General features: G+C 74.4%; 22 protein-coding genes. 9 read left to right on the top strand and 13 right to left on the bottom strand.

The window, feature by feature from the left end:
* Nucleotides 1–199 precede the first annotated feature (199 nt).
* Nucleotides 200–2101 carry an amino acid transporter gene (locus AB0O19_RS02440; protein WP_363617139.1) on the top strand — a complete coding sequence of 634 codons (1902 nt, stop codon included), beginning with the start codon at nt 200–202 and terminating at the stop codon, nt 2099–2101.
* A gap of 92 nt (nt 2102–2193) precedes the next feature.
* Here the strand turns inward: AB0O19_RS02440 and AB0O19_RS02435 are convergent, their stop codons facing one another.
* From AB0O19_RS02435 to AB0O19_RS02425, 3 genes are all read right to left on the bottom strand, one after another.
* A complete protein-coding gene (locus AB0O19_RS02435; protein ID WP_363582603.1) occupies nt 2194–2463 on the bottom strand; it encodes a GlsB/YeaQ/YmgE family stress response membrane protein in 270 nt (89 codons plus the stop codon).
* Between the two features lie 191 nt (nt 2464–2654).
* Complete coding sequence (locus tag AB0O19_RS02430) at nt 2655–3455, bottom strand: HEAT repeat domain-containing protein (protein ID WP_363617137.1); 801 nt, start codon at nt 3453–3455, stop codon at nt 2655–2657.
* Between the two features lie 75 nt (nt 3456–3530).
* Complete coding sequence (locus tag AB0O19_RS02425) at nt 3531–4241, bottom strand: TetR/AcrR family transcriptional regulator C-terminal domain-containing protein (RefSeq protein ID WP_363617135.1); 711 nt, start codon at nt 4239–4241, stop codon at nt 3531–3533.
* A gap of 114 nt (nt 4242–4355) precedes the next feature.
* On the opposite strand from AB0O19_RS02425, the gene AB0O19_RS02420 reads away from it, so the two are divergent.
* Nucleotides 4356–5615 (top strand): FAD-dependent monooxygenase, encoded by a 1260-nt coding sequence (locus AB0O19_RS02420; protein WP_363617133.1) that lies wholly within the window; start codon nt 4356–4358, stop codon nt 5613–5615.
* On the opposite strand, the gene AB0O19_RS02415 is transcribed toward AB0O19_RS02420, so the two are convergent.
* On the bottom strand, nt 5599–7449 hold the full coding sequence (locus AB0O19_RS02415) for a hypothetical protein (protein WP_363617131.1): 1851 nt from the start codon (nt 7447–7449) through the stop codon (nt 5599–5601). The two genes, AB0O19_RS02420 and AB0O19_RS02415, sit on opposite strands and share 17 nt — an antisense overlap.
* Nucleotides 7450–7815: 366 nt before the next feature.
* Here AB0O19_RS02415 and AB0O19_RS02410 point away from each other — a divergent pair, with 366 nt between their 5' ends.
* Nucleotides 7816–8445, top strand: coding sequence for a CBS domain-containing protein (locus AB0O19_RS02410; protein ID WP_363617129.1), 630 nt, complete (start codon nt 7816–7818; stop codon nt 8443–8445).
* Between the two features lie 182 nt (nt 8446–8627).
* Nucleotides 8628–9278, top strand: coding sequence for a beta-glucanase (locus tag AB0O19_RS02405; protein WP_363617127.1), 651 nt, complete (start codon nt 8628–8630; stop codon nt 9276–9278).
* Nucleotides 9279–9288: 10 nt separating this feature from the next.
* Here the strand turns inward: AB0O19_RS02405 and AB0O19_RS02400 are convergent, their stop codons facing one another.
* Nucleotides 9289–9660 carry a hypothetical protein gene (locus AB0O19_RS02400; RefSeq protein ID WP_363617125.1) on the bottom strand — a complete coding sequence of 124 codons (372 nt, stop codon included), beginning with the start codon at nt 9658–9660 and terminating at the stop codon, nt 9289–9291.
* A gap of 156 nt (nt 9661–9816) precedes the next feature.
* Here AB0O19_RS02400 and AB0O19_RS02395 point away from each other — a divergent pair, with 156 nt between their 5' ends.
* Nucleotides 9817–10194: a hypothetical protein gene (locus AB0O19_RS02395; RefSeq protein WP_363617123.1), complete on the top strand. Its 378-nt coding sequence runs from the start codon at nt 9817–9819 to the stop codon at nt 10192–10194.
* A 119-nt stretch (nt 10195–10313) separates the two neighbouring features.
* Here AB0O19_RS02395 and AB0O19_RS02390 read toward each other — a convergent pair whose 3' ends face one another.
* Nucleotides 10314–10724, bottom strand: coding sequence for an organic hydroperoxide resistance protein (locus tag AB0O19_RS02390; protein ID WP_363582621.1), 411 nt, complete (start codon nt 10722–10724; stop codon nt 10314–10316).
* Between the two features lie 117 nt (nt 10725–10841).
* On the opposite strand from AB0O19_RS02390, the gene AB0O19_RS02385 reads away from it, so the two are divergent.
* From AB0O19_RS02385 to AB0O19_RS02375, 3 genes are all read left to right on the top strand, one after another.
* Nucleotides 10842–11315, top strand: a complete 474-nt coding sequence (locus AB0O19_RS02385; RefSeq protein ID WP_363582623.1) for a MarR family transcriptional regulator — start codon at nt 10842–10844, stop codon at nt 11313–11315.
* Nucleotides 11316–11571: 256 nt separating this feature from the next.
* Entirely contained in the window at nt 11572–12144 is a 573-nt protein-coding gene (locus AB0O19_RS02380) for a sigma-70 family RNA polymerase sigma factor (RefSeq protein WP_350882705.1), read from the top strand.
* Complete coding sequence (locus tag AB0O19_RS02375) at nt 12141–12830, top strand: hypothetical protein (protein WP_363582625.1); 690 nt, start codon at nt 12141–12143, stop codon at nt 12828–12830. Before AB0O19_RS02380 ends, AB0O19_RS02375 begins: the two co-directional genes overlap by 4 nt.
* 108 nt (nt 12831–12938) lie before the next feature.
* On the opposite strand, the gene AB0O19_RS02370 is transcribed toward AB0O19_RS02375, so the two are convergent.
* The 5 genes from AB0O19_RS02370 to AB0O19_RS02350 all read right to left on the bottom strand — a co-directional run bounded on the left by AB0O19_RS02370 (nt 12939) and on the right by AB0O19_RS02350 (nt 17418).
* Nucleotides 12939–13607 (bottom strand): GAP family protein, encoded by a 669-nt coding sequence (locus AB0O19_RS02370; protein WP_363617121.1) that lies wholly within the window; start codon nt 13605–13607, stop codon nt 12939–12941.
* Between the two features lie 300 nt (nt 13608–13907).
* A complete protein-coding gene (gene argG / locus AB0O19_RS02365) occupies nt 13908–15332 on the bottom strand; it encodes an argininosuccinate synthase (RefSeq protein WP_063350707.1) in 1425 nt (474 codons plus the stop codon).
* 238 nt (nt 15333–15570) lie between these two features.
* Entirely contained in the window at nt 15571–16101 is a 531-nt protein-coding gene (locus AB0O19_RS02360; RefSeq protein ID WP_363617119.1) for a hypothetical protein, read from the bottom strand.
* Nucleotides 16102–16175: 74 nt separating this feature from the next.
* Nucleotides 16176–16859 carry a rhomboid-like protein gene (locus tag AB0O19_RS02355; RefSeq protein WP_363617117.1) on the bottom strand — a complete coding sequence of 228 codons (684 nt, stop codon included), beginning with the start codon at nt 16857–16859 and terminating at the stop codon, nt 16176–16178.
* Between the two features lie 160 nt (nt 16860–17019).
* Nucleotides 17020–17418, bottom strand: a complete 399-nt coding sequence (locus AB0O19_RS02350) for a hypothetical protein (protein ID WP_363617115.1) — start codon at nt 17416–17418, stop codon at nt 17020–17022.
* Between AB0O19_RS02350 and AB0O19_RS02345 the strand changes: the two genes are divergently transcribed.
* The gene (locus AB0O19_RS02345; protein WP_363617113.1) at nt 17405–18112 is read left to right on the top strand and encodes a rhomboid-like protein; all 708 of its coding nucleotides are present in this window, start codon (nt 17405–17407) and stop codon (nt 18110–18112) included. The two genes, AB0O19_RS02350 and AB0O19_RS02345, sit on opposite strands and share 14 nt — an antisense overlap.
* Nucleotides 18113–18179: 67 nt before the next feature.
* Here the strand turns inward: AB0O19_RS02345 and AB0O19_RS02340 are convergent, their stop codons facing one another.
* On the bottom strand, nt 18180–19070 hold the full coding sequence (locus AB0O19_RS02340) for a YhjD/YihY/BrkB family envelope integrity protein (RefSeq protein WP_363617111.1): 891 nt from the start codon (nt 19068–19070) through the stop codon (nt 18180–18182).
* Between the two features lie 167 nt (nt 19071–19237).
* Complete coding sequence (locus AB0O19_RS02335; RefSeq protein WP_363617109.1) at nt 19238–19567, bottom strand: hypothetical protein; 330 nt, start codon at nt 19565–19567, stop codon at nt 19238–19240.
* Between the last annotated feature and the right edge of the window lie 148 nt (nt 19568–19715).

Genomic DNA, 19715 nt, shown 5'->3' with positions numbered 1-19715 from the left:
CTGGCGTGTCCGGACGCGCTGCTCCCCGGCGGCACCGGTCCGGTCCCCTAGCCTGACCAGGCCCGCCGTCCGGCGGCCTTTGGGGGGCTGGAGCCGAGCGCGGCCGGCCGACTGGTGGACAGGGGTGCACGTGGTGTCGTCGGGTTCGGCCGATCCGGGGGTGGCACCCGCGACCCGCGGCGCGAGGTTCCGGGCGTGGATGCTGGAAGGCCTGTCGGACATGGCCAAGCAGCACCCCGGCCCGCACGCCGAGGCGCCGCACGTCAAGGGCCAGCGCTGGTGGCGGGTGATGTGCCTGACCGGCCTGGACTACTTCTCCACGCTCGGCTACCAGCCCGGCATCGCCGCCCTCGCCGCCGGCCTGCTCTCGCCGCTGGCGACCATCGTGCTGGTGGTCGTCACCCTGCTCGGCGCCCTGCCCGTCTACCGGCGGGTCGCCCAGGAGAGCCCGCACGGCCAGGGCTCGATCGCGATGCTGGAGCGGCTGCTGTCGTTCTGGCAGGGCAAGCTCTTCGTGCTCACGCTGCTCGGCTTCGCGGCCACCGACTTCATGATCACCATCACCCTGTCGGCTGCCGACGCGACCGCGCACCTGGTGGAGAACCCGCATCTGCACAGCCTGCTGACCGGCAAGCAGGTGACGATCACCCTCATCATGGTGGCCCTGCTCGGCGGGGTCTTCCTCAAGGGCTTCAGCGAGGCGATCGGCATCGCCGTCGTCCTGGTCGCGGTCTACCTCGCGCTGAACGTCGTGGTGGTGACCAACGGGCTCTGGCACGTGCTGAAGGCCCCGCACGTCGTCGGCGACTGGACCGACGCGCTCACCGCCGAGCACGGCAACGTGATCGCGATGATCGGCGTCGCGCTGATCGTCTTCCCGAAGCTGGCACTCGGCCTGTCCGGCTTCGAGACCGGCGTCGCCGTGATGCCGCACATCGAGGGGGACCCGGACGACACCGAGGAGAAGCCCACCGGCCGGATCCGCGGCGCCCGCAAGCTGCTCACCACCGCGGCCGCGATCATGAGCTGCTTCCTGATCACCACCAGCCTCATCACCACCCTGCTGATCCCCGCGGACGCCTTCAAGGCCGGCGGCCAGGCCAACGGGCGGGCGCTCGCCTACCTCGCCCACCAGAACCTCGGCAACACCTTCGGCAGCGTCTACGACCTGTCCACGATCGCCATCCTCTGGTTCGCCGGCGCCTCCGCGATGGCCGGACTGCTCAACCTGATGCCGCGCTACCTTCCCCGTTACGGCATGGCCCCGCACTGGGCCCGCGCGGTGCGGCCCACCGTGATCGTCCTCACCCTGATCGCCTTCCTGGTCACCTGGCTGTTCGACGCCAACGTGGACGCCCAGGGCGGCGCGTACGCGACCGGCGTGCTGGTGCTGATCAGCTCGGCCGCCATCGCCGTCACCATCGCCGCCCACAAGTCGGGGCAGCGTCGCAGGACGGTCGGCTTCGCCGCGATCGCCGGCGTCTTCCTCTACACCACGGCCGTGAACATCGCCGAGCGGCCGGACGGCGTCAAGATCGGCGGCTGCTTCATCGCCGGCATCATGCTGGTCTCGTTCCTCTCCCGGCTCAAGCGGGCCTTCGAACTGCGCGTCACCGACGTGGTGCTCGACGTCGTCGCGGAACGCTTCGTCCGGGACTACACGTACCGCCCGCTGCGGCTGATCGCCAACGAGCCGAACAGCCGGGACCTCGCCGAGTACCGCGACAAGATCCGCCAGATCCGCGCCGACAACGACATCCCGACCGAGGACGACCTGGTCTTCGTCGAGGTCACCGTGCTCGACCCGTCCGACTTCGAGGCCGAACTGACCGTGCGCGGCGAGGTGCTGCACGACCGCTACCGGGTGCTGACGCTACAGAGCTCCAGCGTGCCGAACGCGCTGGCCGCCCTGCTGCTGCGGGTGCGGGACCTCACCGGGCAGCAGCCGCACATCTACTTCGAGTGGACCGAGGGCAATCCCTTCGCCCAGTTCCTCAGGTTCTTCCTCTTCGGCCAGGGCGAGATCGCCCCCGTCACCCGCGAGGTCCTGCGCGAGGCGGAACCGGACCGCAGCCGCCGCCCGGCCGTCCACGTCGGCTGACGGCGCCTCCCCGCCGAACGGGTCGGCCGCCTCCGCCTCCTGCCACCGGCGGTCCGGGGCGGCGGCAGCCCGGGTCGTCCGGGTCGTCCGGGTCAGCGGCTCGGGTGGGACTTGCTCCAGGCCGGGGCGACGAAGGCCACCAGGGCGACGGCGAAGCCGAGTTGGAGTAGGTGCCGGATCCAGTCGATGCCCGAGGTGTGGCGGACGCCGATCCATCCGGAGACGGCGTTGCCGAGCCAGGCCCCGGCGGCGCCGAGCAGCATCGTCAGCCACCAGGGGATCGACTGCGGCCCGCGCAGGATCAGCTTGGCCAGTACGCCCAGCACGAAGCCGATGAGCAGAATCCACAGGAGCTGGAACATCGCAGTCCACCTTCCGGGCGCGGCCGGACTGACACCGGTGCGCCGAATCGCCGAGACGCGGTTCGTCCCATGATCGCCCGGATCGGCCGAACGGGCACGTCGGGAGCTTCTACGGCTCCGGCCGCACCTGCTCGGTCCCGAGCTTCATCGACGACTCCTGGCCGCGAAGCGCGTCTCCTGACGGCCGGCCCTCAGCGCTCCAGCGCCGCCTCGACGGCCTCGCGGACGTCCGGGTGCGGGTCGTTCGCGAGGCCGTCGAGCAGGGCGGCGACGCCCGGGGTGGACCAGCCGGCGACGGCCCACACCAGTTCCTCGCGCACGGCCGGGTCCGGGTGGGCGGCCAACCGGGCGAGGCGGTCCAGTGGGCCGCGGCGGCGGCGCCCGAAGCTCTGCAGGGCGGCGAGCAGTTCGGCGGGGTCGCCCGGCTCGCCGGCGGCCTCGATCCGGGCGAGCAGGACGGGCACGGGCGGCGGCGGGGCGTCCAGCGGGTGCTGGTGGCGCTCGCGCAGCCGACGGCTGCCGTACCCGCCGACGGGCTGGCAGCCCATGCAGGGGCACGGCCGGGTGCCGTGGGCGTTCGGCTGGTAGCGCCAGCCGGAGACCTGCGGCACGCCGCGGATCCGGTGGACCTCGCGGGCGCCCACCGCGCGCGGCACGAACACCTCCCAGCCGCGCGGGTCCGCCAGCTCGGCGACCCGCCGCACCGCCTCGGCGGCGGGCACCCACTGCTGGGCGTCCCTCGCGCGGTCCCGGTAGTGCCCGGCCAGCACCTGCTGTGCGTCGTCCAGCCGGAGGTGCACCGCGACCAGGGAGCCCCCGGTGCCGAACCGGGCCAGTTCGCGCAGCCACTGGTGGGTCAGCGGGTACGAGGGCAGTACCGGGAAGCAGTACAGCCCGCGCACCCCGCCCTGCCCCCGGCTGTCGGCCCGGATCCCGGCGCGGCGTATCCGCGGCGCGTTCGCCGCGGTGGTCAGGTGCACGAACATCGCCATGGCCCGGGATGCTAGCGGCTGACCGAACGCGGGCCCATCGGATTTCCCTCGCGAGGCGCGGCGGGGCAGGTGGCGTCAGGCGGTGCCCGTGCGGCGGGTGATCAGGGCGGCGAGGCCGTCCAGGATGCGGTCCAGGCCGAAGTCCAGGGCCTGGTCGCGCCCGTCCTCCCCGGTCATGGCGGCGGCCAGGGCGGGGTAGCGGTCGGCGTGCTGGTGCACCAGTGTGCCGATGGTGGTGAGGAGTTCGGCTTCGGGGGAGCCGTCGGGCCCGGCGGCGCGGGACTGCTGGGCGATGCTGCGAACGTGTCCGGCGAGCAGGACGGCGGCGTCCATCCGCTCGGGGCCGGTCAGTCCGTGGCCGTCGAGGGCGGTCACCACCCGTTCCAGCCAGGTGAGTTCCTTCGGGCCCATCACCCGGGGGCCGACGGTGGCATCGAGCAGCCACGGGTGGCGGCCGAACGACTCGGTCAAGTGGTGTGCCCAGGCGGTGAGTTGGGCCCGCCAGTCGTGGGCGTGCCGGTCCTGCGGGGGCTCGCCGACGGCGGCCTCGACCATCAGGGCGACGAGTTCGGCCTTGCCGGGCACGTAGCGGTAGAGCGACATCTTGGTGAAGTCGAGCAGTCCGGCGACCTTCTGCATCGAGACCGCGCCCAGGCCTTCGGCGTCCGCGATCTCGACGCCCGCCGCCGCGATCCGCTCCAGGCTGAGGGCCGGTTTCGGCCCGCGGGTGGGCTTGGTCGGGGGGCCCCAGAGCAGCCGCACCATGTCGTTCGCCGCCTCGCTCACAGTCCGCTCCCGTTCTGGGGGTTGCTCGTCCGACCTAACTGCGTCTACCGTACACAGCAGCAAACAGTATCCATTGGACACAGTTTCTCGACCCTCTCGGACGGAATGGTTCCCATGAGCACCAAGGTCCTGATCTCGGGCGCGAGCATCGCCGGCCCCGCCCTGGCCCACTGGCTCGGCCGGTACGGCTTCGAGGCCACCGTCGTCGAACTCGCCCCGGCGCTGCGCGGCGGCGGCCAGAACGTCGACTTCCGCGGCCGCACCCACCTGACGGTGCTGGAGCGGATGGGCGTCCTCGACGAACTGCGCGCGCTCGACACCGGCGGCAGCCCGATGACCTTCCTCGGCGCAGACGGCCGTCGACTCCTGCACCTGCCCGCCGAGTTCGCGGGCGGCGAGCTGGAGATCCCGCGCGGCGAACTCGCCCAGCTGCTGTACCGGCACAGCCGCGCCCGCGCCGAGTACGTCTTCGGCGACTCCATCACCGCCCTGGAGGAGACCCCGAGCGGTGTGCGGGCCGCCTTCCGGCACGGCGCGCCGCGCGAGTTCGACCTGGTGATCGGCGCCGACGGGCTGCACTCCAACGTCCGCCGGCTCGCCTTCGGCCCCGAGCAGCGCTACGTCCGCCACCTCGGCTACTACGCGGCCACCTGGCAGTTCCCCGACGACCTCGGCCTGGCGCCCGGTTCGGTCGGCCTCAACGTCCCCGGCCGGCTCGCCTCGATCGGCGCCGACCACCGCGACCCGGCCCGCGCGGGCGCCTTCTGCCTCTTCGCCTCGCCCGAACTGCGCTACGACCGCCATGACCCGGAGCAGCAGAAGGCCCTGGTGCGGGACGCCTTCGCGGGCCTCGGCTGGGAGGTGCCGCGCCTGCTGGAGAGCCTGCGGCACGCCCCCGAGCTCTACTTCGACTCGATCAGCCGCGCCGACGTCCCCACCTGGTCCAGCGGCCGGATCGCCCTGCTCGGCGACGCGGCCTGCGGCGCCACCATCGGCGGCATGGGCACCGGCACCGCCGTGGTGGCCGCGTACGTCCTGGCCGGCGAACTGGCCCGGGCCCGCGGCGACCACCGCACCGCCTTCGCCCGGTACGAGCGGCTGCTGCGCGGCTACGCCGAGGGCTGCCAGAAGGGCGGGGACCGCACCGGACCGTTCCTGGCGCCGCGCACCGCCACCGGCCTGCGCGTGCGCAACGGGCTGCTGAACCGGCGCTGGGTGCTGAACCGGATGCTGGAGCTCGGCAAGCAGGTCTCCAGCGTCGAGCTGCCGGACTACGAGCTGCCGAAGAGCGAGCTGCCGGGCAACGAGCTGCCGGGCAACGAGCTGCCGGAGTACGCGCGCGAGTCGGCCGGCCGGTTCAGCGCGGCGGGCTGATCCGGGTGCCGCCGTCCAGGGCCGCCTCCACCTGGACGGTCGCCCGGGCCGGGCGCTCGACGGCCAGCGTGTGGTCCGGGACGGGCCGGTCGGCAGACCAGTCCGGGCCTTTGACGGCGAGCCGGGTGACCCGCCGGCTGCCCGCCGCGAGCAGGAACTCCGCTCCCTGCGGGGAGCGCCACCAGGCCCAGCCGACGACGTCCTGCTCGAAGCGGCTGCACGCCCGCCCCGGGCCGCCGCCGGTGCGCTGCGGGCCGCGGGCGGTCGGCAGCAGGACGGCGGTGGTGGCGCTGCCCTCACCGGTCCAGCGGTCGGCGCGCAGGCAGACCCAGGACGCCGAGCCCGCGTTCTGCGGCAGCGGCTGCACCGCGAAGGCCCACAGGTTGAGCTGCTTGACGCCCGGCGTGCCGTCCGGGACGGCGCAGCCCGCGCGGGCCCAGGCCAGCAGCGCGTCCTGGCCGGTGGCCTCGCGCGGCTCGCGGGCCGGCTGGGCGCGGTCCGGCGGCGGGGAGTAGGTGAGGTGCGCGGGGACGAGCCCGCCGAGGTCGGTCAGCAGGAAGGCGTGCTTCTCGGCGATGGCGGGGGAGGAGCGCAGCTGGAGCACCGTGGCGCCGTGGCAGTCCGCGAGCCCGCCGCCCGGGACCGCCGCCGTGACCCCGTCAGGGTGGTCCAACGGCCGCGCGGGGGAGTCGGGTTGGTCGATCCGGCGGGTCTCGGCGGCGTCCACCCAGGGGGCCAGCAGATAGCGCACGGCGGTGCCCTGGCGGCGCAGCACCACCGCGCCCGCCGTGGTCACGTCCGAGTCGTCGGCCCGGGCGAGGTCCAGGCCGCCGTCGCGCCCGTCGGTGTAGCGGGCGAGCCGCCGGCCGTCGAACAGCACCACCAGGGCGGTGCCGTCGACCGTCCCGGCGAACAGCAGGGCCGGCGGGGCGACGGGCGGCGTGGCGTCCACGCCCGGCTCGGCGCGGGTCTGCGGGCCGGGCCGCTCCCAGGCGGCCAGGGCGCGGCCGAGCAGCGCGCCGTCGTCGCGGCGGTCGCCGCGGGCGGGCCAGGCGGTGAAGTCGACCCGCGCGGTGTGCTGCCACCGGTCCGGCTCGACCCGGGTCAGGCGGGCCGGGTCGGCCGCAGTGCCGGACGGGGTGGGCGCGGGGCGGGCCGCGGGCGCGGCCGGCCCGGAGTCGGCCACCACGGCCGCCGTCGTGCTGAGTCCGAGCAGGCCGACCAGCAGCGCGGCGCTCCACGTCCGGCGGCGGCGCAGCAGGTCGGTGGGCTGGACCCGCACCGCGCACGGGTCGAAGGCGGGGGGCTCCGGGTCCGCCCCGGCGGTCACGCCGGCCGCCGCCGCGACGGCCTCCTCGGGGTGCTCGACCCCGGCCCGTCGCAGCGCCCCGGCCGTCTGCTCCGGCGTCAGCCCCTCCACCGCGCGCAGGGCGAAGGCCGCCCGGGCGGGGGCGTCGAGGGCCGCGAGTGCGCGGTCCAGCGCCGCGTCCTCCTCGCCGCCGTGCGGGGTGAACAGCCGCAGTCCCCAGATCCGGGGAGCGGGCAGCCGCCGGGCGGGGTGCGGCCGCAGCGCGGCGCGCAGCACCCGCAGGCGCAGTGCGGCGTACACCGGGTCCTCGTCCGCCGCCGGCGGACCGGCCGGGCGGGTCCAGCGGGAGGGCAGGGCGCGCTGGACGGTCGCGTGCGCGGCCAGCACCCGGCTGTGCCGGTCCCGGTCGGCGGGCAGCGCGAGGTACGCCAGCCGGGCCAGCCTGCGGTAGTGGCGCACCAGCGCGGCTTCGGCCTGGGCCACCGGGCGCGCCGCGGCGCCCTGCGCCGACGATGCCGCGCCCATCGTCCGTCCTGCCAACGTGCCCTCCCCGGATGCCGTGCGTGCTGTCGTGGTGGACGGTCCAACGAGTCGATCATGTGATGGTTGCGCCGTCCGGGTCACCGGGTCACCGGGTCGCCGGATCGCAGGGTCGCAGGGTCGCAGGGTCGGTGGTTTCGGCGAGGCGCCGGGCGGGCGGTGGTTCGGCACGGTGTCGGATCCGCGTTCGGCGGGCGGGCCCAAGGTCCCACCCGTTCAGCCCCTTGGCCCCTGGCGGCCCGTGCCGCCGGGCGCGATGCTGCCGGTACCGGCCGGGACGATCCGCGCCCGGCCGCAAGAGTGTCGTGGACGAGGTGAACCGGCGTGCGGCATGCCACCGTCGAATCTGTGATGACCAGCCCCGTGGTCCGGGTCGCGCCCGAGACCGGCTTCCGGGAGATCGTCGCGCTGCTGACCGAGTACGACATCACCGGGGTGCCGGTGGTGGACGAGGAGGGGCGGCCGCTCGGGATCGTCTCCGAGGCCGACCTGCTGCGCACGCTGGCCGCGCAGGAGGATCCGGGCGCGCTGCTGCCCGCCCCCGAGGCGGCGCAGGCCGGCCCGGGCGGTGCCGTGACCGCGGCCGACCTGATGACCGCGCAGCCGGTCTGCACGACCCCCGGGACCAGCGTGGTCGCGGCGGCCCGGTTGATGAGCCGGCACGGGCTGAAGCGGCTGCCGGTGCTGGACGAGGACGGGCGGGTGACCGGCATGGTCAGCCGCGGGGACCTGCTGCGGGTCTTCCTGCGCGAGGACGTGGTGATCCGGCGGGAGATCGTCGAGGAGGTGCTCGGCCGGATCGACGGGGTGAGCCCGGCGGAGATCGGCGTCGAGGTCGATCAGGGCCGGGTGGTGCTCAGCGGTACGGTGCCCGAGCCGCACCTGGTCCCGATCGTGCTCAACCTGTGCCGCTCGGTGGACGGCGTGGTCTCGGTCACCGACCGGCTCGGTGCGGGCGGGACGGCCGCTCCGGTGGGCTGATCCGTCGATCCGTCGATCCGTCGATCCGTCGATCCGTCGATCCCGAGATCCTGCGATCCGACCGTTGCGCGCTGCTCCGGCCCGGGCGCTCAGCTCCGCATACTGCGGATCGTATCGGGTAACTCACCCTGTGTGCCTGGCGGGCCGAACTGCCGGGGCGCCGGAGCACAGGGGAGGCGGCCGTGGCGGTCGTGTTCGACGCGGACTTCACTTCGGCGAGACAGTGGACCGCCGGGCGCAGCAGTGCCTACCCCCGGATGGGGCCGACCAACCGGAGCGACCACAAGCTCGACTACCTCGGCCGCGGCTACTGCCCGGGCGGCGTGTTCAGCGCCACCCGGCGGCTCGTCGGCGGGCTCTGGACGTGCAACCTGCTCACCACCGAGGGCAGTCCGGACGGCTTCCAGGCCCGCACCGGCGACCAGCTGTCGGCGCGCATCACGCTGCCCGTCGGGCTGGGTGCCTGGCCGGCCGTCTGGACCTGGCGGGGCGGCGGCAACGAGGTCGACCTCTTCGAGTACCACCCCGACCATCCGGACCTGTTGGAGTTCTCCAACCACGTCCGGGGCGGGTACCGGTACTGGCACGGCGCCGGTTCGGGGATCGCGCCCGGGGCGACCTTCGACCTGCGGGTCGTGCTCGGCGCGAACTCGGTGGACTGGTACGTCGAGGACGAGCTGGTCTACGCGGACCTGCACGGGGTCGGTCCCGCCTGGCAGGCGTACCTGATCGTCAACCTGTCGGTCGCGGACGGCACGTACCACGACCGGCCGCCGCTGCAGGGGCCGGACCGGCTCAGCTGGGTCTGCCACAGCCTTCAGGTCGAGCGCTGAGCGTCCCGTCTCACGGGGCGAAGGTGGCGGTGACCGGGCCGCGCGGGCCGGAGCGCTGGAACCAGACCGTCCGGCGGTGCGCACCGATGTGCGCGGGGTGGGCCACGTACAGGTCGTCGCGCGGGGCGCGTTCGTTGCCGGGGGCCAGGGCCGCGTCCACGGCGCGTGAGGCGATGGCGTGCAGCAGGGCGGTGGCGGTCGCTTCGGCCGCGGGCGGTGCGATGGCGAGCGCGGTGAGTTCGGCCCAGAGCGTGGTGGAGACGTAGCTGATCGGGGAGTGGCCGAGCGCGGGGTGGGGGCGGTGGTCCCCGTGGCGCCGCAGCACCCCGGCCGCGACGAGTTGCTCGGGCGAGCGGTCGTCGGCCGGCGGGTGGTGGTTCATGGGCGGCAACGCTACCCCGGTGGGCCGGGCGCTGAGCGCCGGAACGTTTTCTCAGGCTTTCTTCAGGGCGCTTCGGTCCGGTGCGGGCGCACGATGGTGGTGAGGCGCTGGTCACCTCGGCGGGCCCCGGCTACGGGGCCGGAGGAGGAGGTCCCGATGAGGTACTGGCACGGACACGGCCACGTCCTGGGTGGCTGGGGCATCGGCGTGATGGCGATCTTGACTCTGCTGGTCCTGCTGGTGCTGGTGCTCGCCGCCATCGCCCTGTTCCGGTACGTGTCGCGGTCGCGCCGGCCGCTGCCGCACGGCCCGGCGGGTCCGGGTGCGGCGGGGCCGGGCTCGGGCTCGGCGGCTTCGGGCTCGGCGGCTTCGGGTGCGGCGGGGCCGGGGTGGGGCGCGCCGCACGGCGCGGTGGCCGGGCCGACGCCCGAGCAACTGCTCGCGGAGCGGTTCGCGCGTGGCGAGATCGACACCGAGGAGTACCGGCACAGGCTCGACACGCTGCGCTCGGTGAACGGGCCGGGTGACGGCTGAGCCGGGGCGCGGGCGGGCCCGCCACACGGTGGTGCGTGTGGCGGGCCCGTCTGCGGTGGCGGCCTGGCCGGCGTTTGAGCAGCCCGTTCGGCCTACTCGGCGTGCGTGGCCTGCTGGGCCTATTCGACGACCAGCTCGACCGGGATGTTGCCGCGGGTGGCGCGCGAGTACGGGCAGACGTCGTGCGCCTGCTTGACCAGCTGCTCGCCGGTCCCGTCCGCGAGTGCCTCGGGCAGTTCGACGCGCAGCACGACGGCCAGGCCGAAACCGGCGCCGTCCTTGCCGATGGACACCTCGGCGGTGACCGAGACCTCGCTGGTGTCGACCCGGGCCTGGCGGCCGACCAGGCCGAGGGCGCTGGCGAAGCAGGCCGCGTAGCCGGCCGCGAACAGCTGCTCCGGGTTGGTGCCCTGGCCGCTGCCGCCGAGCGCGGGCGGCATCGCCAGCGCGAGGTCCAGCTGCCCGTCGGAGCTGACGGCGCGGCCCTCCCGGCCGTTGGCGGTGGCGGCTGCGGTGTAGAGCGCGTCCATGGTCGGTTCCCTTCGTGTGTTCCGGCGGCCGCCTGGGCCGCCCTCCGGAGATAAGTAGAGCACGCAATTCAATTGCGCACAACTAAATGGTGTGAGGGTGATCGGTACCATGGAGCCATGACCACGCTCCCCGGCATGGCGGACGAGGAACTGCTCCGCCTCGACCAGCAGATCTGCTTCTCGCTGAACGCGGCCTCCCGCGCCTTCGGCGGCGTCTACCGGGTGCTGCTGCGCGACCTCGGGCTCACCTACCCCCAGTACCTCGTCCTGCTCGTGCTCTGGGAGGACGGCGACCTGCCCGTCAAGCGGATCGGCGAGCGCCTGCGGCTCGACTCCGGCACGCTCTCCCCGCTGCTCAAGCGGCTGGAGGCGGCCGGGCTGGTACGGCGCGAGCGCAGCCCGGAGGACGAGCGGTCGGTCACCGTCAGCCTCACCGCCGAGGGCTCCGCCCTGCGCGAGCGGGCCGGACAAGTGCCGCGCCGGCTGTTCGACGCGACCGGGCTGCCGGTCGAGGACCTGGCCGCGCTGCGCGTGCTGCTGGAGCGGGTGACCGCCGCGCTCGACTCGGCGGTGGTGGAGCCGGCGCCGTAGTCGCGGCATTCGCCCTGTCAAATCGGACGGCCCGCAGCCTGTGACGTGGGTCACGTGCGCCTGGGTCCCGGGCTCCTGCCGGGGCCGAACCGGCAGGTCAGCGCCGGTGTTCGAAAGTGAACGGAAACGGTCGCCAATTGTCCGCCCGATCCGGTCAACAACCCGGGCCGCCCGGACGGTTACACCACGAGCCCCCAGGGGCCGTCGGCGTGCCACCCGGTGGGCCGGCCAGCTGACCCACGAAAGGGGGGCGCGTGTGCTGAACACCCCCGGGCCGGGCGAGAAGCGGGACCTGCGGGCGGACCCGCTCGGCGCGCTGCCGGCCGACTTCGAGGCCTTCTTCACCCGCGAGCACCCGGGCTACCTCCGGTACGCCCAGCAGCGCCTGCGACATCGCGAGGACGCGCAGGACGCCGTCCAGAACGCGGGCGCCACGCTCTACAAGAACTGGCGCCGCGCCCTGGCCAGCGCCGACCCGCAGGCCTTCGCCTTCAAGGTCGTCAAGGACGCGGTGGTGGACCTCCTGCGCGAGCGCCGCCGCGCCGAACGCAAACGGCTGCGCGTCATCGCGCAGCGCCGGCCCGACACCAGCCAGGACGAACTGGACCAGCTCGCCGAACTCGATGCGCTGGACTGGGCGATGGAGGAGCTCGCGCGCGCCGCCCCGGTCCAGGCCGACGTCGTCCGGCTGCGCCAGGCGGGCCTGTCCTACCCGGACATCGGCCGCAGCCTCGGCATCGCGCACACCACCGCCCGCACCTACTACAGCCTCGGGCGGCGCCACCTGGAGTACCTGCTGGAGCAGCCGGACGACGGGCAGGCGCCGTGAAGGTCACCGAACTGCTGCGGGCGGACGCCGCCCTGCTGGAACGCGAGTTCCGCGACCACGACCCGGCCGCCTTCACCCGTCGGCTGGCCGAGCGGCTCGCCGCCGCCCGCCGGCCCGCGCCGCCCGCCCGCGAACGCCCGGCCCGCCCGCCCGCGAACGCCCGGCCGCCGCACGCCTTCGGCGAGCCCCCGTGGGCCGGCGGCCGGACGGAGCTCCGACGCGACCTGCGGCACCTGTGCGCCACCGTGGCGGGCGCGGTGGAACCGGGCGAACTGGCGCTGGACCTCGAACTCGCCGAGAAGACGGCCTTCCGCACCCTCGGCTGCCTGCTCTACGGGATGGGCCGCACCGCGGACGGCGTCTTCTGGTGGCGGATCGCGACGCAGTACGGCGACCGGCTGGCCGTGCACTGCCTGGCCGTCCACTACGCGGCCGAGGGCGAGACCCGGGACGCGGCCCGCTGGGCCGCCCAGGCCGAGGACCTCAGCGCCCCCGGCCACCTGCCCGCCCTGGCCCCGGACGCCGGGCCGGGCGGCGCCGCGCAGCTGGCGCGGGAGCTGGCCGAGCGCTACGACGGCGAGATCCTGCTGACGCTCAGGGACGTGCTGGCGGTGCGCCCGGGGGCGGACGGCGGACGGCTGGGCCTGCGGTCGGTGCGGGGGAGAGGGGTGGTGCGCATCCGGTGAGCCGGGCGCTGGTGGGTGGAGGGCTGTGGTGGCGCGGGGCCCGGCGGCTCTGACGGCGGGCCGGCCGCCGAGGGGCGGGTTCACGCGAGTCCGGTGATGGGGGCGGGTTCACGCGAGCCCGGTGATGGCGTCGCCGACGTACTCGGCCCCGATCACGGCCAGCACGGTGGTCGTGATCGCCGTGCTGTGGGTGGCCAGCCAGGCCTTCCACTCCCCGAGGGTCCGCGCCGAGCGGTCCCCGCGGACCAGGTGGACCCCGAGCGGAAGCAGCGTGCACAGCGAGCCGATCAGCACCATCAGCGCGGCGGCCACCACCGTGCCACCGATCCCGGCCGTACTGGCGGCGATCGAGGCCGCGCCGCCGACGGCCAGCGCCAGGTTCTTCGGGCCGGTCGTGACCAGGGCCAGCCCGAGACCGGCCGCCCGGCCCGCGCTGAAGCGGCCCACCTCCCGCATCCACCTCGGCGGCGCGGTGACGTGCCCCGCGCGGGGCCGGTCGCGCCACCGCTTCCAGGTCATCAGGACGAACAGGACGCCCAGCGCGAGCTCCAGCCAGTACGGCCACGCCGGCCGGCCGCCACCCGAAACCAGTGCTCTGCCCGCCGCCACCACGACCGCCACCACCGCCGCCAGGCCGGCCGCCCAGCCGGCCGCGAAGGCGAGCCCGATGGTCCGCCCGCGCGGTGCGGCCAGCATCAGGACCACCGCGACCAGCGCCTGCGGGCTGATCGCGATTCCCACCGCCGACGCCAGCATCGAACCGACCGCCTCGCCCATCCCGCTCCCGCCTCCTCGCCGTCGCCCGGGCTCGCCCGGCGGGGCCGTCGCCCGGGCCCGCCTCCGGTGGAGCCGCTGCCCGGGGCGTCCGGTGAAGCCGTCGCCTGGGCCCTGCTCCCGCCGGACACACGTCTGCCCCATTCAGCTACGCCCGGGGCCGCCGTGCACGGCCGGGGCCGCTGTGCGGGTGAGTCCGGCCCGGAGGGCTCGGGCCCGGAACGGCCGCAGCTCGCCCGGAACCGCCGAGGGCCGCCGCACCGGTGTGGTGCGGCGGCCCTCGGACGTGGTCACGGCAGCGGATCAGTCGTTGCCCGACTCGATCGCGGCGCTGTCGAGCGCGGTGGACTTGGCCGCCAGCGCCTCGGCGTCGGGGCCGGCGGCGGCGATCGGTGCCGCCCCGCCGGGCGCCAGCTCGCCGATCAGGCCGCTCCACGGCGCCAGCTGGCCGTGCACCGCGTACTGCTCCAGCTTGCTGCGCGAGTCGGCGATGTCGAGGTTGCGCATGGTCAGCTGGCCGATGCGGTCGTCCGGGACGAACGCGGCGTCGACGCTGCGCTCCATGGACAGCTTCTCGGGGTGGTAGCTGAGGTTCGGGCCCTGGGTGTCGAGCACCGAGTAGTCCTGGCCGCGGCGCAGTCGCAGCGTGACGCTGCCGGTAACCGGCTGGCCGACCCAGCGCTGCAGGCTGTCGCGGAGCATCAGCGACTGCGGGTCGAACCAGCGGCCCTCGTACAGCAGCCGCCCGAGCCGGCGGCCCTGGGTGTGGTAGGTGGCGACGGTGTCCTCGTTGTGGATCGCGTTGAGCAGCCGCTCGTAGGCGGTGTGCAGCAGCGCCATGCCGGGGGCCTCGTAGATGCCGCGGCTCTTGGCCTCGATGATGCGGTTCTCGATCTGGTCCGACATGCCCAGGCCGTGGCGCCCGCCGATCCGGTTGGCCTCGTGCACCAGCTCGACGGCGTCGGCGAACGCCCGGCCGTTGATGCGGACCGGACGGCCGAACTCGAACTCGATCGTCACGTCCTCGGTCTGGATCTCGACCGCCGGGTCCCAGAAGGCCACGCCCATGATCGGGCTGACGATCTCCATCGAGGTGTCCAGGTACTCCAGCCGCTTGGCCTCGTGGGTGGCGCCCCAGATGTTGGCGTCGGTGGAGTAGGCCTTCTCGGCGGAGTCTCGGTACGGCAGGTCGCGCTCGGAGAGCCAGGCGGACATCTCCTTGCGGCCGCCGAGCTCGGTGACGAACCGCTGGTCCAGCCACGGCTTGTAGATCCGCAGGCTGGGGTTGGCGAGCAGGCCGTAGCGGTAGAACCGCTCGATGTCGTTGCCCTTGTAGGTGGAGCCGTCGCCCCAGATGGAGACCTCGTCCTCGCGCATCGCGCGGACCAGCAGGGTGCCGGTCACGGCGCGGCCGAGCGGGGTGGTGTTGAAGTACGTCTGCCCGGCGGAGCGGATGTGGAAGGCACCGCAGGCGAGGGCGGCCAGGCCCTCCTCGACCAGCGCCGCCCGGCAGTCGACCAGCCGGGCCTGCTCGGCGCCGTAGGCGCGGCCGCGGGCCGGGACGTCGGCGAGGTTCGGCTCGTCGTACTGGCCGATGTCGGCCGTGTAGGCATAGGGGACGGCGCCGTGCTCGCGCATCCACGCGACGGCGACGGAGGTGTCCAATCCACCGGAGAATGCGATGCCGATCCGTTCACCGACCGGCAGCTTGCTCAAGACCTTCGACATGCATGCACCCTTGACCCGCGAGGCGCGGGCTCCTGACTTAGCGACGTGTGAGGGGATTCGGCGTATCCGATGCCCGCACTCTGGCATAGGTTTGCAGAGTATCGCAAGAGCATACGATCGGCTCGGCGAGGGGTGGCCGCTCCTGTTGCCGCCCCTCGCCGTGGCCGGTCGGTGGTCGCCTGGCCTCAACCCGGCTTTCTTCCAGGCGCGTTGGGTGGCCGGACGCCGGGGAGAGGAGTCAGGAGGCGCTGTCGGCGTCCGGCCCCTGGGCGCGCAGGCGGCGGACGTTCTCCAGCGACTCGCGCAGTTCGGTGAGCCAGGTGTCGGAGTGGCGCTGCACCAGGCGGACGCACCAGGCGAGCGCCTCGCTGCGGCTGCGGGCGACGCCCGCCTCCACCAGGGTGTCGAGCACCTGCCGCTCGGGCTGGCGCAGCCGGGTCATGACGGGGGCGGAGACGGTGGTGAACATGCCCCTCAGGTCGCCGCACTCGGCGCCCCAGGAGACCTTGCGGCCGTAGCGGCGCTCGGCCTCCCGGGCGACGGCGATCCGGGCGTCCCTGGTCCGGTCGCGGAACTCGGCGATCCGGCCCTCGAACGCCGCTTCGCGCTCGGCGTCCGAGGCCGTCCGGTCGAGGGTGGGTTCGGTGATGCGGCCGACGACGGTGATCTCTTCGCGGTCCGCGGTGATCTCGACGAGATCGGTGAACAGGTCGGCGGGGAGGCGGCCGGTGAACCACCCCCGGAGCTCTTCGGGTGAGGTTGTAATCATGTAATCAGCATTACTCGGGGTGGGGGTGATCGCAAGACCCCGGGGAGGAACGCCGGGGGACTGTCGGAGGGCCGTCAGCGCGCGGCGGAGACCGGCATCCGGGCCCGGGCCCGGATGCGCAGCCAGGGCGTCCGGGCGGCCAGTGCGCCGAGGCCTAGCGCCACCAGGTGCCCGGCGTCGGCCAGTTGCTGGTCCAGCGCCCAGGTCACGGCCAGCCCCAGCCCGAGCGCGGGCAGCCCGAACCGGCGCAGCGGGGCCGGGCCCAGGGCCAGCAGGCAGCCGGCGGTGCCGACCAGCCCGTAGCTGATCCCGACGTCACGCGCCCGGGACAGCGCCCCCGGGATCCGGGCGGTGAGCATCACCCACATGGCGCCCTCGGTGAGCAGGGTGGCGCCCAGGTGGCCGAAGACGAAGACCGCGCCGGCCCGGGCCGGGCCCCAGCGCCACTCGGCCAGGCCCAGCACCACGGCCACCGCCGCGATGCCCGCCCAGGCGGGCACCCCGTCGACCACCAGCCCGCTGGTGAACATCGTCCACCACTTGCCGACCTCCATGTGGTGGACGTTGCTGCTGTTGTGCCGGACGAACCGGGCCCGGGCGCCGTGGCTCTGGCCGGCCAGCCAGCAGGCCGTCGCGGTTAGCAGCAGCACGTACGCCGTGGTCAGCCGCAGTCGGTCCGCCACGCGCAGCGCCGGGTGCCGCGCTCCGGGGCCGGCGTCGATACCCGCAGGTGCGGTCGTCGTGCCGCGCTCGCTCATCGTGCCCGTCGCCCTCGCTGTGCGGTCCCGGTGGTGCCGCCCGGCAGCCCCCGGCGGCCCGTTCCGGGCGGTCAGAGCGCCAGCGTACGCCAGCCCCGGGTGATCTCCTCGCGGACCGAACTCGCGTTCGGCGCCGGGACGCCCGGGGCCGGAGCGGCCGTCAGCAGCTCCAGCAGCGCCGCGCCGCCCGCCGGGCGCCGGGCCGGGTCGGGTCGGCGTTCAGCGCGCGGACCACCACGGCGGCCGGCGCCGGGTCCAGGGCGTGGACGGCGGCCGGCGCGGCGGGCTCGGGCCCGGTGTCCACGATCCGCCGGATCACCGCGCCCGTGCTGGTCGCCGCGAACGGGCTGGGGCCGTGCGCCGGGTCGGCCTGGGTCGGGACGTGCGCCGGGTCGGCCTGGGTCGGGACGTGCGCCGGGGGTTGCTGGGCCCCGGCGGCCGGTGCGTAGACCGTCCGCGAGACCCGGTCACTCGAAGGGCGCACCGCGTAGACGCGCCGGGGGCCGCCCCGGGTGAGGGTGAAGGGAACCGTCGAGGAGGCGCCGATGACCGGTGGCACCACCAACGCGCCCGGACACCGGCGCCCCTGGTGGGCACGCCTCGCGCACGCGGTCCGGACCTACGTCCGCCGGGCCCCGGGTACCTACGTCTGGCTGGCGATCCTGCTCGCCACCACACAGGTGATCCGCCACGTCGACAGCGCGACCGCCGACCGGATCCTGGAGCGGCGCTCGACCAACCTGCACCACCTCCAGGTCTCACCGGTGCGCGTGCTGATCACCAGTGCGCTGTGGATCGCGGGCGGCGGGTGGCTGAGCTACTTCCTGCTCTACAACCTCTTCCACGTGCCCGCCGAACGCTGGCTCGGCACCCTGCGCTGGATCTCGGTGGCGATGGTCGCGCACGTCGGCGCGACCTACCTCAGCGAGGGCCTGCTCGGGTGGGCGATCCACCGCGGCATCGCCCCGCCGAGGGCCGTCTACACCCTCGACTACGGCGTCAGCTACGCGCTCGCCGGGGTGGTCGCGGTGCTCACCTACCTGATCGTGCGGCCCTGGCGGTACCTGTACGTGGCCGGTGTGCTGGTCTTCTACGGCCTGGGCGTCGCGCAGAGCCGGGACTACACCAGCATCGGCCACTTCAGCGCCGTGCTGATCGGCCTGGCCTGCTACCCGCTGACCCGGGACCGCCCGGGCTCCTGGGACCCGGTTGCCACGGGCCGGCTCGTCCGACGGCGGCTGCGCCGGCGTTGACGGTGGTGGTGGTGGCGGCGGCGGTGGTGCTTGGTGGCTGCTCCGTGGTGGTGGCGGCGTCGACGGATCAGCCGGTGCGCGGGGGGCCCGGGGCTGGCGTGCCCAGGTAGACGTTCAGCGGGGGCCCCTGGGCCAGCACCGCCCCCGCCGTGACGGAGAAGGTGACGGCGGCGCAGAGCGCGATCAGCCAGGACAGCAGTATCAGCACCAGCCCCAGCGAACCGTACTGGGCCAGACTGCGGTTCAGCGCGCCCGGCATGTAGACCCGGGCGGTCAGTGACATCGCGGTGGCCGCGGCGGCCGTCAGCAGCGCGCCGGGCAGCAGCGGCAGCCAGCCGACCCGGGCGCTCAACAGCAGGTGGGTGGTCCACCACCAGACCACCAAGGACGCCGCGAAGGTGAGCGGCAGGCCCAGCCAGAAGCCGACACCGAAACCGTCCCGCAGCGAGCCCTGGAAGAGCAGCACCGTCAGCCAGGCCACGATCCACAGCAGCCACCGCCAGGCCGCCGCCCGGGTACCGGCCTTCGGCAGCCGCCAGGCGTGCTCGCAGACCCGGGCCACCGCGCGGCTGCAACTGGTCGCCGACAGCAGTGCCATCAGCACGCCGATGATTCCGGTGGTGCCTCGCAGGTCCCCGGTGCCGTACAGCGCCTGGCGCAGCTCCTGATCCGAGGCGCCGGAGACGCCGAACAGCGCGCGGAGCGAGGCCACCAGTTGGTCCCGCACATCGGGCGGGGCGAACGCGGCCACCGCGAACAGCAGTGGTACGGAGGTCAGGAAGATCTGGGAGGCCATCCGGGTGGCGGCGTCCAGCAGTCCGGGGGAGAGCAGCCGGGCCGTCAGCTCGGTGATCACCGGGAAGCGCCGCTCGGCCTCGACCCGTGCCCGCTCCCACTGCCCGCGGCCCCGGGCCAGCCGCTCCCCCCAACGGCCGGCGGCCTCCCTCACCGACCTCATCCCTCGGTCCTCCCGCAGCGGGGCAACGATCCGCCCCAGTCAAGGCCAGCCCGGCCCGTCCCGCCACCGGAGGTGTCCGTCCGCAGGCGGGTGGGCGGCGTCGGGCGGCGGCATCGGGTGTGGGGAACGGGGACGGGGAACGGGTGTGGCGTGGCGTGGTCGTGGGTCTACCGTCGGGGTGGCGGGCTCATGGGGCTCGTGGGACTCCGCCCGATGAGCGTGTTGAGCACGTTGAGGGCCGCCTTCTTGCGCTGGGCCTTGCGCGACCAGACCGCCGGGCAGACGACCCCGAAGAAGAACAGCAGCACCACGACGAGGCTCGGGGTCGCCGAGATGATCGCGATGGTGTTGTTGCTCTGGAATCCGGCCGCGACCGGGCCTGCGCCGGTCGCGGCGACTCCGGCCGGAGCGAGCCAGCGGGGGCCCGGTGCGGGCGGTGCGGTGCCCGTGGCCTGGACGCTTCCGCCCGACGCGGGAATCCCCGTACCCTCGTGCATGTAGTTCTCCGGGTGTTGATGGGGCTACGAGTGATGACGGCTTCCTGTTGACGCAGGGAGCCGTCGCTCCGTTGTGGGGCGTACGGCTCGTACCGACAGTGGCTACGATGACAGAGCCGTGGAAGGCCGAAAAACCGCAGAAAACATC

The organism is Kitasatospora sp. NPDC091276 (genome assembly GCF_040684355.1).
In the GTDB taxonomy this organism is placed as follows: Bacteria; Actinomycetota; Actinomycetes; order Streptomycetales; family Streptomycetaceae; genus Kitasatospora.
The sequence above is the reverse complement of the archived record's forward strand: the minus strand, read 5'-3'. Positions and strand labels throughout refer to the sequence as shown.

Coding starts and splice junctions, on each gene's coding strand:
- AB0O19_RS02440 (WP_363617139.1), top strand. CDS start 200: ATGCTGGAAGGCCTGTCGGACATGGCCAAGCAGCACCCCGGCCCGCAC.
- AB0O19_RS02435 (WP_363582603.1), bottom strand. CDS start 2,463: ATGTTCCAGCTCCTGTGGATTCTGCTCATCGGCTTCGTGCTGGGCGTA.
- AB0O19_RS02430 (WP_363617137.1), bottom strand. CDS start 3,455: ATGGCGATGTTCGTGCACCTGACCACCGCGGCGAACGCGCCGCGGATA.
- AB0O19_RS02420 (WP_363617133.1), top strand. CDS start 4,356: ATGAGCACCAAGGTCCTGATCTCGGGCGCGAGCATCGCCGGCCCCGCC.
- AB0O19_RS02415 (WP_363617131.1), bottom strand. CDS start 7,449: ATGGGCGCGGCATCGTCGGCGCAGGGCGCCGCGGCGCGCCCGGTGGCC.
- AB0O19_RS02410 (WP_363617129.1), top strand. CDS start 7,816: ATGACCAGCCCCGTGGTCCGGGTCGCGCCCGAGACCGGCTTCCGGGAG.
- AB0O19_RS02400 (WP_363617125.1), bottom strand. CDS start 9,660: ATGAACCACCACCCGCCGGCCGACGACCGCTCGCCCGAGCAACTCGTC.
- AB0O19_RS02395 (WP_363617123.1), top strand. CDS start 9,817: ATGAGGTACTGGCACGGACACGGCCACGTCCTGGGTGGCTGGGGCATC.
- AB0O19_RS02390 (WP_363582621.1), bottom strand. CDS start 10,724: ATGGACGCGCTCTACACCGCAGCCGCCACCGCCAACGGCCGGGAGGGC.
- AB0O19_RS02385 (WP_363582623.1), top strand. CDS start 10,842: ATGACCACGCTCCCCGGCATGGCGGACGAGGAACTGCTCCGCCTCGAC.
- AB0O19_RS02370 (WP_363617121.1), bottom strand. CDS start 13,607: ATGGGCGAGGCGGTCGGTTCGATGCTGGCGTCGGCGGTGGGAATCGCG.
- argG (WP_063350707.1), bottom strand. CDS start 15,332: ATGTCGAAGGTCTTGAGCAAGCTGCCGGTCGGTGAACGGATCGGCATC.
- AB0O19_RS02360 (WP_363617119.1), bottom strand. CDS start 16,101: ATGATTACAACCTCACCCGAAGAGCTCCGGGGGTGGTTCACCGGCCGC.
- AB0O19_RS02355 (WP_363617117.1), bottom strand. CDS start 16,859: ATGAGCGAGCGCGGCACGACGACCGCACCTGCGGGTATCGACGCCGGC.
- AB0O19_RS02345 (WP_363617113.1), top strand. CDS start 17,405: ATGACCGGTGGCACCACCAACGCGCCCGGACACCGGCGCCCCTGGTGG.
- AB0O19_RS02340 (WP_363617111.1), bottom strand. CDS start 19,070: ATGAGGTCGGTGAGGGAGGCCGCCGGCCGTTGGGGGGAGCGGCTGGCC.
- AB0O19_RS02335 (WP_363617109.1), bottom strand. CDS start 19,567: ATGCACGAGGGTACGGGGATTCCCGCGTCGGGCGGAAGCGTCCAGGCC.